Raw genomic sequence first — 14,284 nt, forward strand, 5'->3', positions numbered from 1 at the left:
AAATGAAGATGCTAAAGGGGATAAAAGCCCAAAGGGAAGGGAGTAAAGGAATAGGAGGCAAGGGGAAAAGCTCTATTCTGAAAAGGCTAAGAACGAAAAGGCTACCACGCCCTTCCCCTCCTAAAGGTTACGAGCGAAATCATGCTGAGTTTATTCAGGAAAAAAGGGGAAAAGGTTAGAGAATCTAAAGCAACAGCAACATCGTCTGTTGGTTATCTTAAGCCTGAAAAGGCTACCGTGCTTTTAAGCACTCCCCGTCGTAAGAAGCTTCTTGAGAATATATGGCAACGAACCTCTCTAAGTAAGCGTCAGTTCGAAAAGCTCTATTTAGCTCCAGTTTCTCGATACGCTGAGCTTGTTCAGCAATTGCCTGCATCCGAGAGTCATCATCATTCCTACCCTGGCGGGATGCTGGATCATGGGTTAGAGATTGTCGCCTATGGTCTAAAAATGCGGCAATCAATGATGCTTCCTCCTGGTGGCTCACCTGAGGCCCAAGCTGAGCAGGCTGAAGCCTGGTCAGCAGCAGTAGCCTATGCTGCGCTGCTCCACGACATTGGCAAAATAGCGGTGGATGTCGTTGTAGAGTTGGATAATGGTGAAAATTGGCATCCTTGGCATGGACCTTTAAGTACGGCGTATCGAGTTCGGTATGTAAAAGGCCGTGACTACAAACTACATAACGCTGCTGCAGGGCTTCTTTATATGTCCGTTCTAGGGACGGACGCTTTGGACTGGCTTTGTAAATATCCTGAATTATGGGCCGGCTTCATCTATGTGCTTGCTGGCCAGTATGAGCATGCAGGTATTTTAGGTGAGCTAGTCACCAGAGCTGACCAAGCATCTGTAGCGCAGGAGCTTGGAGGTAATCCAACACGTGCCATCAGTTCTCCAAAGCAGTCTATACAGAGACAGCTAGTGGAGGGGTTACGTTATCTCTTAAAAGAGGAGTTGAGACTGAACCAGGCCGAAGCCTCTGATGGATGGCTTACAGATGAAGGCTTGTGGCTCGTAAGCAAGACTGTTTCCGATCGCCTGCGGGCTTATTTACTGGCTCAAGGGGCAGAAGGCATTCCTGATAAGAACTCTGCGGTATTTAACATACTGCAAGATCACTCAATCGTTCAGCCTAATCCAGAGGGTAAAGCTATCTGGAAGGCAACGGTAACTAGTCCAACCGGATGGAAAAATACCTTTACCTTCTTAAAGTTGTCTGCCGCCATGATATGGGGTGCAGAAGAAAGGCCTCCGATTTTCGAAGGGACAGTAGTAGTTGAAGGCGCCGCTTCTAATGATGGGTCACCGATCAATGATGGAAGTGTGACACCTTACCTTTCTTCAACATTCGAAAACCAGGCAGTTCTAGCTACTTCTAAATCAGCTACGGCTTCCTTGCCCAACCCCGATGCACACCAGGCGCAGGCAATACAACTGCCCGAAAAGGCGGGAGCCAAAGTTGACCAGCAGGACGATTATGTAGCAGATCTGTTGAGTATTATGGGCGTCCCTTTGGAAGGGGCCCAGCAGAATGCCGTGCACGAGCCAGAAGTACCTGTTGAGACTAGTCCTGTCACCCATATTCCGGTGAAAGAGTCATCGGTGCCTGTCTCAGATAAGCAAGAATCAGCTACGTCTGTACAAATAGCCTCTACGAAAAAGGATCATGGCATCCAATTTCTTGATTGGGTCCGAACTGGAGTCTTGTTGCATAAGATTGTGATAAATGATGCGAAGGCAAAAGTTCATACTGTAGACGGGACTGCTTTTTTGGTTACTCCAGAGATCTTTAGACGTTATGTTCAGGAGCATCCAGCCGTAGCGGCAGAGGCAAGAAGCCAAGGATTTGATGATGAGTGGCGGTGGGTTCAACGGTGCTTTGAGAAGCTTAGCGCTCACCGTAAACGCTCAAATGGTCTAAATATCTGGACATGCGAGGTTTGTGGACCCCGAAAAACTAAAAATTTAAAGGGGTATCTACTAAATGATCCAAGGCGTGTTTTCAATGAAATTCCTTTCGATAACCCGGCGGTTAGGCTTGTCACTGACAACTAAACCACAGAGAGCATCAGGCCATACTTTTGATGCACCTGGTTACGATAATGAGACGCGTTTCATCTTTCTTTTAGCTTCGTTTTGTACCGCTAAAGTAAAGGCTTCTTACATTTGACATCATTCAGATATGGGATTAAGGTCTACGTTGACAGCTGCGTATCTGCGATCGGGTTTATCTGGCAGATTTGAATTTTGGAAACGCCAACTGAGTGGTATCACTTGCCTTTCGGCTTGCACTCTGGGGGAAAGATAGGCGTTTTGCGCTTATGTATGTTTCTAGCTTTTGAAATCTGAATCGTGAACTCAAAAAACAGATGGTGCAGCTTCTAATGATCTTACATTAGAGGCGTATCATGAAAACGGAAGTTTGCTGTGTAGTGTCCACAAAAGGTGGCATTGGTAAAACCACGCTTGGAGCCTCAGTAGGGGCAATAAGTGCTGATGCAGGGATTAAAACGTTGTTGATCGATATTGATCCTCAACCATCCCTTTCATCTTTTTATCCCATATCTAACGAAGCGCGTGGCGGAACCTATGAACTTATAGCGTTCAACGAAACCCGCCCAGAATACGTTATTTCAAAATCCGAGATAGATAATCTTTCGATTATTGTTTCGAATGATCCTGGTAACCAATTAAACAACATGCTGTTGAACGCAGCTGATGGTCGTCTTCGCCTTTTCAATCTAGTTAAGGCCTTCAAAGATGACTATGAGTTGATTCTTTTGGATACCCAAGGCGCTCGTTCTGTGTTGCTTGAAATGGCAGTCCTTGCCTCTACAAAGGCGGTCTCGCCTATCACGCCCGACATGCTTGCTGCGCGTGAGTTTAACCGAGGTACTAGACAGCTATTAGCTGATTTACAGCCGTTCGCCAATCTAGGAATGCCAACGCCGCCGATAAGCATTGTAATCAACCAGCTAAACGAAACACGTAACGCTAGGATGGTTCATGAGGCGTTGATAAGTACCTTTGCTGAGGATTCTCAGATTAGCGTCATGAATAGCATTATTCCTGATGCAGTTTCCTTTAAAAACTCAGCTACAGAAGGTGTTCCTCCTCACCGGCTCGAGTACAAACGCCCGACCGGCAGGAAAACGCCATCAGCTCTCGAAATTATTCGAGAAGTAGCTAAAGAACTATTCCCTCAGTGGGCCGACCGTTATGACGCTCTAACTGAAAGCAAGGTTGAGTTTTTAGTTAAAGGACGCTAATCATGAATGTTGTTCAATACTTCGACGCGACATTAGTTGCGTTGGATGCGGACACTATGCATCTAACGCTTGCAGATTCTGAACTTAAACTGCCATTTAATATTAATTCTTTTGTCAAACTTAAATTTTTGATAGGGCTTAGGGGCGCAGTCGAGCGAGATATATGTAAAGAGCGTGTACTTTACATCTTTGTACCTTATCGGGATCAATCGCTTAAAAGACTTCCGAAGTTAGATGATTCAGAAGACCCTACTTGTATAGACGCGAGTAGTGTTTTTCTTGGCTGGCATAGCGCAGCACTTCCTGCCGGATTTATTTGGCCAGCGGGGGAGATTCCCCCTGTGCTCAATGTAGGAGGCGATGCGTTATGTGCCCATTGAGCATAGATAGTTCCCCTTGTGACGACTTACAGCTTTATGAGCTGACTCAACTCATTGCACGCCTCTACCAAAGCCCTTATCCGGAGGCTGCCAGTGGTTCTTTGCTTCCACTACTTCAGCCCTTAGAAAAGCTAGGTTTGATCCTTATCTCTCACAGTCCTAGTGATTACCATACAGTTTCACGTTGTTGTCCAGGATCGATGCTGCTGCATTATTTCTGGTCCACTTGGATGCCCGCTTATTATCGATCCAAAGCATTGTTACTAAAGGGCAATAGTAAGCTGCCTATAGGTTCGTCTCGCTGCACCTTGGTTCTCGAAGTGCCTCAAACCCGATCTCAATTGGGCGAAGCCCTACTAGCTCTTAGTCTTAATATTGAAGATTCAGGTATAGCTGAGATTGTCCGCTTTGAAGCTGGTGATAATTCTGCTGGTACAGTCCAGGAGACTGTAGGGGGGGGCCTATGACTTGGAGATATCCTCTACGTCTGCCTCTTGATATGCGCGAGCCGCTGGCGTGCTCTGCAAAAAATGCAAAGCGCTCAATAAACGCTGAGATCGTTTATCGCCTTCAGCAAACAGAAGCCTTGCAAGGTGAGATTGCTGCACTCAAAGCCATTCTTGCTGAGTTAACCGGCCCGGTACATGAGGTTGTGAAATGAAGAAGTCATCCTCCTTAGACATCAGGAATAAACTGCTTCATGGTGGCTTCCAGGCTCGCAGTGAGCCGGCTCAGCAAATGGCTGATCCGCTTGATGATACGCCAATGGTGCTTACGCTAGATCAGCTTAGGCCTTATGAACACAATCCAAGAATGAAGAAAAACCCGCTCTACGATGAACTCAAAGAGTCGATCCGTGAGCGAGGCCTGGATCAGCCTCCGCCGGTTACGAGGCGTCCTGGTGAAGAGTTTTATATCATTCGCAATGGCGGAAATACACGACTGCAAGTACTCAATGACTTGTGGGTCGAAACTCGTGATGAGAAGTTCTACCGTATTCGCTGTTTATTTAGACCTTGGTCAGCGCGGGGAGAAATTGTTGCCTTAACGGGCCATCTCGCCGAAAACGATATGCATGGCGCTCTAACGTTTATCGAACGTGCTCTGGGAGTTGAACATGCTCGTCAAATGTATGAGCAGGAAGTAGGCGAAGAGATCTCTCAGAGAGAGCTAGCGCGCCGCCTCAAAGCGGACGGCTACCCGATATCAAATTCCCATATAAGTCGAATGCAAGATGCTGTGCGATATCTTTTGCCAGCAATCCCTACTTTGTTGCATGGGGGGTTAGGCACTGACCAGGTTATCAAGATTACAGCGCTTCGTCGTGCTTTAGCTGCAGTCTGGGATTCCTATGGCGAGAAAATACCAGCAAATCATCAATTTGATGACTTTTTTCAAGATGCGCTAGCTTCCTTCGATTCGAGCTCTGAGCCTTTTTCTATAGCCAGATTCCAAGATGAACTCTTAGGGCGTCTTAGCAGTTTAATCAGTGTTGACTACAACCTTCTTGAGCTAGATCTTGAAGATGTAGTCACTCAAAATAGAAGGGCTGCGCCTTCTAACAATAAAGTCTCTCAGCAGGACATAGGTTCACTTACTGAACTGCAGTCCCAAGAACACCCTGCTGAGAGTAACTCAAATACGCAGGTACCACCTCAAAAGACTAGTAGTACAAGGACCAAGAAAAGTAGTACTGCCTCTCCTATATCGGATGGCTCGGCGGTTGTTGTTAGTCATGAAGGTAATGCCAGTTTTGAGCAGATAATAGTCGACGCTTTGGCCGCAGACGCTGCCATAAATGATGTCGATTCATTAAGGCTACAAGCTGCGCAACTTGCGAGTGAAATTGCAATCAGTGTTGGCCTTCAAGATGAGCTGGAGTTAATCAGCTCAGGAATAGGCTTCACCTATCGCAATAAGGATGGTGATAAAGCTCTATCACCACTCGCATCTTCAACTAAAAACTTACTCGCATCATTGGCTGGTAGCGAGCCGCAAGTCACCAATCTCGGTGCGTTATTACTAGGCTTACCGCTAGGTAATGAGCATTCCGATAGTGAAGTCTTTCGCCTTAACGACGATGATCTTATTCGGCTGTTTCGCCTGATTAGGGTTGCTCGGAGATTAGTCGGAGGAAGCACTGTGACTTCGGCAGGCGACAGTAGTCGCTAGAGCAAGGAGAGGGATATGTCACAGTCAACCAATCAGCATCCGTTGAATCAAGCGATAATAAATCAGGTATTGCATGATATCCGAAATGGCCAAACCCGGAAGGTCATGGCTATGGGATTCCATGAGCAGGATTTATTGGCTCTTAAGGAAGCACAGCTAGTTAGTTTGCTCGTTAACTCTAAGGTTCCATGGGTTTCAGTAACGGTAAACCAAGACGTACTGAGACGAATCATGGGCCAGGCTGCTAGAGATGAGCAGCAGGAACGGATGATTGATCGAGCGTTACGACTAGGTGCTAGCTCAGCACTGATGGAACAGCTATTTGGTCTTACCCATAAAGAAGTAGCTTTAAGACGCTCTGTATTAGGCATCCCTTCAAAGAAAGGGAGATGGCCTGCTATCACCGAAGCTCAAGAGCATGACTTATGGGATCGTTGGAATACGCTTCAGAAGCAATACAAAGTGGATTACCGAGACAACATCGCCGTCTTAGATTTGGTAATGCTTCTTGTCGAAGAGCAAGCAAGCGGTATTCCAGGACTTGATGATGGTCCACCCCTCACCGCGATATGGAGTACTGTTCAGTCGTGGATTGATCAAGGCCTTCTTCGTTAAGAGCTTCTGTTGTGGCTCACCACGGTTTCAGTATGAATAGGGAATCCTTTACTCGTGTTGTGGCCCACAACAGCTGTTTTAACCCTAATATAATTTTCACAAAGTCCACCTTTTCACCAGACAGGTTAAAACACCGGGGCGAAACTTGGGCTTTTATGACAGGGAAAATCCGCCATGTCCGATAACTTCCAGTTGAACCTGGGTTCTTTGCGTAGCTCGATGAAGCTTACCCTTCATACCCACCATGCAGCTCGGATATGGAGCGGGAGACCAGCAACAGAAGGAAAAAACGGCATTATTGGCCTAAGTGGCTTTGTAAGCATTATGAACAAAATGAAGAAGGGCGCCGAGCAGGATGATCCTTACTCAGACTGGTGGATGATTCGTGTTGAGGAGCGACTCTTAAAAGCCAAAGAGCAGATGAAAGGGATCAATCAGCAGCTAGATGAAGTTATGGCGAAATTACCCCCAGCGCTTTCTATTGGCGATAACCTCAACGTTCATCCTGTAAGCCTTCCTCTCTTCGTTAATGCTCAGCTGGGCTTCATGGCTGTGTATCTTCTCACTGATTATGACGATCTAACGAGGCGCCTTCTGCTGGCCCATCATACTGCCCTGATAGGACGTAGAGATATGGAGCATTGGATTGATGAAGGTGCTCATATTTTACGCAGTGTTTTTGGGCTGGCTCAGCAGTACAAATTCTCCGGCGCAAGTCGAGATGATTTTGCTGCAAATAATGCAGTAGCTAGGGCTGCTCGAGAGAAGTTCGGAGAATTGCCGCAAGACGTACTTGAAGGGAGTCGCAGATCAGAGTTTGCTCCGCCCATAATTAAGGGATCGGGTTCAAATCGGCCAGCAATGCAAGATGAGCCCGTCAACCATTATCAAGAAAATGACTGAACGTTAAAGAAGGTGCTGATTCAGCTATGAATAATTCATATGAGTTGCTGGGCCAGCCTTTCTATCAGGCCCTGGAATACGGAGCCTCCCTAAAAGGCCTTTTAAAGCCTTTTAAGGGTAAGGGAGAGCTCGATCGCTTTGTAGCTCAATGCCAAGCAATGCAGAGCCAGCTTACAAAAGCTGCGATGGAAATAATTATCCCTAATGCTGCCAAATATCCTTTCTCATTACTCCCTATTCGGCTGATGCACCAGACTAGTAAGTCAGGAGTTGTCTTCTTGCGGTGGCGACGATGCGATAGAAGTAAAATGGGTACAGAGGTTTGGCAGGAAGTGCTTCAAGACCCTCGTACTTCTTTTGCAATGGCGTCGAAGCTACATGCATTGGAGCAGCAGCGGATTTTGCTAAATATGCAAATGAGTCTGATCCATACAATTAGCAGACAAGCTGCTGAATGTGCCAAGAAGATGGAGCAGGCGGATGAGGCTTACAACTTATCTGTCTCAACTATCAGCAAGAAGCGGAGACAAGACTATGGCTACTGATTTTTCAGGTGAAGGAAATATTGGATCTCAGCCAGAATTCCTAGAATTTCCTAACCCAGGAGGAGAGCCTAGACGTTTGCTAAGGCTCAACGTTTATTTTGACAACCTAGTCCCGCATGGCCAAGGTGAGTTTGAAGACCGAGGTGGTTTTTGGGCGAATGTCGAATGGTGGCATAGAGATGCTAAACAGTTCGCGTCAGTATTTTCTAAAGGGATGAGAGTTATCGTTCCAGGGAAGATAATTTTGGATCAGTGGACGGACAATCAAAACGAAGAGCGCTCCGCTTTCAAGATCCGCGCGGACCGGATAGGTATCCTGCCTCATCGTATAGAAAGCGTTTGCCTGCAGCCTCCTAAGTACACAAATGTATCCGAAAATTCTTCTAATACCAGCCCTAGATAAGGGTGTTTCCGATGTGTTCCGAATTTAGCGTTGTGGGCCACAACAGCCGCCACCGGTCGAAGCTTCAATAAATGAACCTTAGCCTACAGGCCTCTTATTTACTTTTCTGTCATGAAGAGGTTTGCAGGAAAGAAGGCTTTTTGAGTGGTCTTGGCTATTAAAGGAGCAACTATGAAAAAATTAAAACTTAGTCACTTGGCTATAAGTAGCCTTTTAGCTTCAGGAATATTTCTTTTAGCCGGCTGCTCCGACAACCAAGTCAGCTATGGCGGATCGTGTATGACTTGTCTGGATAACCCCATAACAGGGGCTCCTATGAATTACGACCCAGCTAAATATTCAAATAAAGTGCAATCAGGAGGAGCCTCAAGCAGTACGGGGATGTCGACAATGTCTGCCCCGCAAACTATTGCTAAAGACTCTATAACTCTTTCGTTTGGGCGCGATGTCGATACAACTGCTATGCGTATCAAGGAATCTTTTGGATTCATGAGTCGTGAGGAGGCGATCGCTGAGATGGGACCATCTGGGAAGATGATGTTTGCAGGTCCTGGCTATGCTTATAGAGCAGATCCAGGTTCTATGTACATTATGAAGACACAAGCATATAGCGGTGATCTAACGGCCACGGTCACGAAGCAAGGTTCCGGTACGCAAGTGGTCATGAAATACGCACAAAAGCATACTGGCGGTGCGCCTATAAGCACTGTCATGACTGACATCAGGAACAAAGCACAACGAGCTGTTCAGTAAATTTAAGTTATCTTATGTATTCAAGAATGCCCTCAGATTGAGGGCATTCTTATAATAGCCTTGGAAAATAAGACAATTAATTGTTTTTTTTATGTTCCGCTTTTATCAATGATAAAACTCTAAGTTCTTGTCAATCTTCAGGTATTGGTTTATGCCAGATTAACTGGAGATGGTCATGAAGCTCTTGCTAGAAGTTACGCCTCAGCTAGGCACTAAAAAGCCTAATAAGGACCAAGGAAACATCCTTGTAAGAGGCTAAGTAATGATTTGCTCTTCACAGGCTAAAGTCAGAACAAAGCCCTCAGTTACTCTGTGCAATAGCGGTCTAGGGCTTCTTCAACGCGCCATTTATGATGGATATGACTTTGGGCTAAAGTTTTCTTATTTAGAGGGCGCCAATAAGCTGCTGTTAGCAAAGGGAGGCTCATACATTCGAAATAGACAACATCCCTATGCTCACTATTGGCGAGTACCTAAGGCCCATTTGCTAAATGACCTAGAGGCTTTCTTCGGGGCGTTGTTACAGTTGGCTAAAGGTAAATATGTCCAGTCTTGGTCAAACTTCTCTCAAAAGCTAAATACCGCTCAAGAAAACATCCAAAATACGGCATTCATCTGGGGGATGCGCCTACGTCTTGCGCCGCTAGCAGAGGGCGGAACGTTACTTTCTGGTGATTATCACCCAGGCTGTGTTGCTGTAACTCAACGGATGAAGGGTCGTTATCTTAGTCACTGTCGGTCATGGCGCATTCCTGCTTCAGCCGAACTCATCTGCAGTAATCTTATTCTTGAGTTAGGGCTATCAGAAGATCAGATTGAACTGCTCGATGTTATCCAGGAATTTCACTCTGATGGCTCTTTAGTCCCTGTCAAAGACATAACACGTATCTCCATTGGTGGAGCTCTGACGCTATCAAGGCCGGACGCGAGAACTTACGGAGAGGACAGTGAAAGTGATATTTATCTCGCCGCTGTTTCACCAATTACCACCACGCAATGGGAAGAAAAGAAGCTAGCAGAGGCGCTTAAGCCTTACTCATTACTTCCACATCAGCCGGCAGGAATAAGGCATCTGCTGCAACGAAGTAGTGCTCTGCTTGCAGATGACATGGGGCTAGGTAAAACGAGACAGGCTGTTATAGCTGCATCAATCCAAGCTGCTGGAAGGCCTGTGTTAGTAGTAGTTCTAGCGAGCCTGATAATTAACTGGGAGCGAGAAATCAGACAGGTCTATTCTGATGCGAAGATTTCTAGGCAAGCTTTTGATGAAGAGGCGCAATGGACAATTGTCAATTATGAAAGACTCAGTGACTACGTCCCGATAGCTGATCGTTTTGCGGTGATGATTATTGACGAGGCTCATAGACTAAAAGAGCCTACAGCGGCTTGGACCCGCTACGGGTTTGATATCGCAGCCAAAATTTCGAATCGTTATCTATTAAGCGGTACGCCAGTCCTTAATCGAGAGTCTGAGCTTCACACTCTTTTGCGCTTGTCAGGCCATCGAATAGGCCAGCTCCCTTTAAAGGATTTCTGCGAGCGCTTCACTGGGAGCCCAACTTTTCGTCAGGCACTTCGTCTTGAAATTAACGATTGGATGTTGCGTAGACGTAAGGATGTTCTGCCAGGACTTATGGGGAAAAAGCGGCAAATCGTCCCAGTATCTTTGAGTAAAGAACAGTTTGGAGAATATAACGATATCAGTTCAAGTGGTCGGCCTGTTTTTGCTCGCTTAGGGTTGTTAAGGCAGTTTTTGGAGCGGGCTAAGGTTTCGATAGTAGTGGAATGGTTAGCGGAACTCGATGCTACAGATAAAGTAATTTTGTTTTGTGAATACAAAGAGACGGTGACAGCTCTCAAAGCTCACTGTGAGGCCGTAGGTTTAGGCTGTGTGACTCTGGTAGGTACCGATAGTGTAACTAAGCGGCAAAAATCGATTGATTCCTTTCAGCAGAACGCTGAAACCCAGATTTTCATTGGAACGACCTCGGCTGCAGGTACTGGAAACAACTTGACAGCAGCCAACTATGTTTTCTTTTTAGGATTGCCTTGGACGCCTGGCTTGCAAGATCAGGCCGAGGATCGCGCTTACCGCAATGGTCAGCGGCGCTTGGTGATGGTGAAAATACCCTTGGTTGAAAACACTATTGATCAGCAGCTGTGGCAAATGCTTGAAGAAAAACGCCTCATTTCTAAAGACCTTGTTGAGCCAGAGGCCATAAAACATAGCCAAGCAGCTCTAGCTCAGGGGCTCATGGCATGACTTCGATTATCGACAGCCAAACTGATCTTGGAGACAGCCATGAGACTCTTCCTTTGTGAAAAGCCAAGCCAAGGAAAGGATATCGCCCGGGTTCTTGGAGCTACTAAACGCAGCGATGGATGTATTCATGGTGAAGGCCTAATTATCACTTGGGGGATTGGCCATTTACTCGAGGCAGCTCCTCCTGAAGCTTATGGTGACCATTTCAAGAATTGGACAATCGAGGCGTTACCAATCCTTCCGGATCATTGGAAAGTCGAGATAAAACCTAAGGTTTCATCTCAATATAAGATTGTTAAAAAGCTCTTGAACGAGGCCTCTGAGCTAGTTATTGCGACTGATGCTGATCGTGAGGGGGAAATGATTGCTCGTGAACTCATAGAGCACTGCCAATATCGAGGCCCAATATATCGTCTTTGGCTGTCGGCACTTAACGACGCCTCTATTCGGCAAGCTTTATCTGCTCTTAAGCCAGGAGCTGAGACATATTCAATGTACCTTTCAGCACTAGCTCGATCCCGCGCTGATTGGCTGATAGGTATGAATTTTACTCGTCTATTTACGCTGCTAGGCCGTCAAGCAGGCTATCAAGGCGTGCTTTCTGTTGGCCGCGTCCAAACGCCTACGCTGCGATTAGTGGTTGAGCGGGATCGTGAGATAGCTAATTTCAAAGCAATTCCGTATTGGAAGTTAGAGGTGCAACTGACTGCCAATGACAAGTCCTTTGTGGCTCAGTGGAAGCCTCACAGCGATATAACGGATGATCTCGAACGTTGCGTAAGTAAGCAGCATGCAATGAGCGCTCACGGTCTGCTAGCGACAAAACCAAAAGCTACAGTTAGCTCGGTAGAGGTTGAGCGTGTGAGGGAGACTGCACCGTTGCCGTTTGATTTAGGGACCCTTCAGCAGGTGTGTTCAAAAAAACTAGGATTAGGGGTCCAGGAAACATTGGATGTTGCCCAAGCCCTTTACGAAACTCATAAAGCTACAACCTATCCTCGGACCGATTGTGGCTATCTACCAAGCAGTATGCTACCTGAGGTTCCTAGCGTTCTTGACGCTCTAGTTAAGACAGATCCGGCCCTCAAGGAGACATTGAGTTCTTTAAATCTGAACCAGCGCTCTAGGGCTTGGGACGACACCAAGATAACGGCACACCACGGAATAATTCCAACGCTTGAGCCTGCGAATCTAGCTGTCATGTCTGAAAAAGAACGTGCAGTTTATGTGCTGATCAGAGCTCATTATTTGGCTCAGTTTCTACCTCATCATGAATATGATCGAACGGTAGCTAATTTAGAATGCCAAGGACTTACCTTGCAGGCAGTAGGAAAGCGTATAGCTGAAGTTGGCTGGAAAACTCTGCTTCCATCTACTGCAGAAGAAGCTGATGCAAATGACAAAGGGCAAGCTCAAATTTTGCCCACTCTGTATCAGGGCTCAAGTGCAAATGTCATAGATAGCCAAGTCAAGGCGATGCAGACTCAGCCGCCTAAGCCGTACACTGAAGGTGATCTAATCAAGGCTATGAAAACGGTAGCCAAGCTGATCAAAGACCCGCGACTTGCACAGAAACTCAAAGAGACAACTGGAATTGGCACAGAAGCTACCCGTGCAGGCATCATCAAAGGGCTCTTGGATCGGGGTTATTTGATCAAAAAGGGGAAGTCCGTAAAGGCTTCTGAAACCGCTATAACATTAATTGAAGCTGTGCCGCCTGCTGTGGCTGATCCAGGAACAACCGCTGTATGGGAGCAAGCTTTGGGGATGATAGAAGCTGGCACCCTCACGCTGGAAGATTTTATCAGCAAACAAGGTGTGTGGATTACGAGACTAGTTGAGCAATATGGGCAGGCTCGTCTAGATCTCAAACTCCCCGAAGGTCCTGAATGTCCCGCCTGTAAAGGAAAGATGATTCAGCGGAGCTCAAAAAAAGGCCTGTTCTGGTCATGTCTACACTACCCAAATTGCCATGGGACAGCGCCGATTTCCGACCGGCCCGGACGCACAAAGCCCACCAAAAAACTCACCACAAAGCCCATATCCATAACCGTGAAAACAGCAGCGGGGACAAGAATATGAGCAGACAATTAGAAAAAATTTCAGGACGAATTTGCAATTTCGTCCATCCGGAATTAGTCTTTGGTTCGGACAAAGTGAAAAATAGCCCTAGGGAAGCAAAATACGTGAATCTCGCTGAAATGCGGATCCTTTATGAGTGCGGTGCGCTGACTGAGGCGACCCTTGCTCCTGCCCCTATGGAGCCAGGTTTCATAATGGTTGTAAAACGCCGAGATGGCAAAGAAGAGATTATGTCTGTGACTAAGGGTGATAGACATAAGATTTACAAGTCGCTTGATGCAGCCTCTTCGGATGCGAAGCGAGTAGGGTTTAAAGAGGTAATTTTGAAAGTGGCTTAACCCAAATAGAAGAAACCAAAAAGCCCGGCTGGTAACCGGGCTTTTTGGAGACAATGAATGAACAGGCGAGTCTTGGCGGGCGCAACCTGTTCACTACACAAGTGAGCTGATTATGGCCTTCGCTTTGCATTCGTGCAAGTTTATGAAAAGCCTTTCATCGACAGCTCACCGCTTCATATGCGGTGAGAGATGTTCATAAATAGGCGTACATACGTATCTCGTGTGAACGAGGGGGGAAATTTTTGCGGGCATCGGCCAGATGCTCCGCGGCTCCATCTTGCTCGTCCAACAACATTAAAAAGTCGACCTAAGATTCTAGAGCGACTGCAGGAATCTATACGTCAGTACTATAGGGACCCCACACGACTGCCATCTCTTAATGCAGCTAATTCAAGTGCTCGCCAGCAGCGAAGTGAAAGACGAGAAGCATGTTTACTTGCACTCACTGTCATCCTCGAATTTACTGACCTCACATCTCTTCGATGCGGCGTGCCCACACGGAGTGGCTTTGTTTCCCTCACGATTGAGTACTTGGCTACCTTCACAGGTCTAGGTTTGCGAAGG

13 protein-coding genes are annotated in these 14,284 nt (G+C 46.6%); all 13 read left to right on the forward strand.

Annotation, left to right across the window (positions count from 1 at the left end; all coding sequences use genetic code 11):
- Positions 1-141 precede the first annotated feature (141 nt).
- The 13 genes from mobH (at position 142) to AC4LF3_RS24665 (ending at position 13,720) form a co-directional block, all read left to right on the forward strand.
- Complete coding sequence (gene mobH, locus AC4LF3_RS24605) at positions 142-2,052, forward strand: MobH family relaxase (RefSeq protein WP_112297549.1); 1,911 nt, start codon at positions 142-144, stop codon at positions 2,050-2,052.
- Between the two features lie 353 nt (positions 2,053-2,405).
- On the forward strand, positions 2,406-3,266 hold the full coding sequence (locus tag AC4LF3_RS24610; RefSeq protein ID WP_112297550.1) for a ParA family protein: 861 nt from the start codon (positions 2,406-2,408) through the stop codon (positions 3,264-3,266).
- A 2-nt stretch (positions 3,267-3,268) separates the two neighbouring features.
- The gene (locus tag AC4LF3_RS24615) at positions 3,269-3,646 is read left to right on the forward strand and encodes a hypothetical protein (protein ID WP_112297551.1); all 378 of its coding nucleotides are present in this window, start codon (positions 3,269-3,271) and stop codon (positions 3,644-3,646) included.
- A gap of 463 nt (positions 3,647-4,109) precedes the next feature.
- Entirely contained in the window at positions 4,110-4,307 is a 198-nt protein-coding gene (locus AC4LF3_RS24620; RefSeq protein ID WP_112297552.1) for an Arc family DNA-binding protein, read from the forward strand.
- Positions 4,304-5,818 carry a ParB family protein gene (locus AC4LF3_RS24625; RefSeq protein ID WP_112297553.1) on the forward strand — a complete coding sequence of 505 codons (1,515 nt, stop codon included), beginning with the start codon at positions 4,304-4,306 and terminating at the stop codon, positions 5,816-5,818. The genes AC4LF3_RS24620 and AC4LF3_RS24625 overlap by 4 nt, the downstream gene beginning before the upstream one ends.
- A gap of 15 nt (positions 5,819-5,833) precedes the next feature.
- A complete protein-coding gene (locus tag AC4LF3_RS24630; protein ID WP_112297554.1) occupies positions 5,834-6,433 on the forward strand; it encodes a DUF2857 domain-containing protein in 600 nt (199 codons plus the stop codon).
- Positions 6,434-6,607: 174 nt separating this feature from the next.
- The gene (locus AC4LF3_RS24635; protein WP_112297555.1) at positions 6,608-7,336 is read left to right on the forward strand and encodes a PFL_4669 family integrating conjugative element protein; all 729 of its coding nucleotides are present in this window, start codon (positions 6,608-6,610) and stop codon (positions 7,334-7,336) included.
- A gap of 26 nt (positions 7,337-7,362) precedes the next feature.
- Positions 7,363-7,881 carry a DUF3158 family protein gene (locus AC4LF3_RS24640; RefSeq protein WP_112297556.1) on the forward strand — a complete coding sequence of 173 codons (519 nt, stop codon included), beginning with the start codon at positions 7,363-7,365 and terminating at the stop codon, positions 7,879-7,881.
- Positions 7,871-8,284, forward strand: coding sequence for a single-stranded DNA-binding protein (locus AC4LF3_RS24645; protein ID WP_112297557.1), 414 nt, complete (start codon positions 7,871-7,873; stop codon positions 8,282-8,284). Before AC4LF3_RS24640 ends, AC4LF3_RS24645 begins: the two co-directional genes overlap by 11 nt.
- Positions 8,285-8,455: 171 nt before the next feature.
- Complete coding sequence (locus AC4LF3_RS24650) at positions 8,456-9,037, forward strand: hypothetical protein (protein ID WP_146766028.1); 582 nt, start codon at positions 8,456-8,458, stop codon at positions 9,035-9,037.
- Between the two features lie 262 nt (positions 9,038-9,299).
- Positions 9,300-11,300, forward strand: coding sequence for a DEAD/DEAH box helicase (locus AC4LF3_RS24655; protein WP_313727714.1), 2,001 nt, complete (start codon positions 9,300-9,302; stop codon positions 11,298-11,300).
- Positions 11,301-11,339: 39 nt separating this feature from the next.
- Positions 11,340-13,382: a DNA topoisomerase III gene (locus AC4LF3_RS24660; protein WP_112297560.1), complete on the forward strand. Its 2,043-nt coding sequence runs from the start codon at positions 11,340-11,342 to the stop codon at positions 13,380-13,382.
- Positions 13,379-13,720 (forward strand): plasmid replication protein RepB, encoded by a 342-nt coding sequence (locus AC4LF3_RS24665; RefSeq protein WP_245960686.1) that lies wholly within the window; start codon positions 13,379-13,381, stop codon positions 13,718-13,720. Before AC4LF3_RS24660 ends, AC4LF3_RS24665 begins: the two co-directional genes overlap by 4 nt.
- The last annotated feature ends 564 nt before the right edge of the window (positions 13,721-14,284 follow it).

The sequence above is a fragment of the Pseudomonas sp. C2.3V genome (assembly GCF_058536325.1).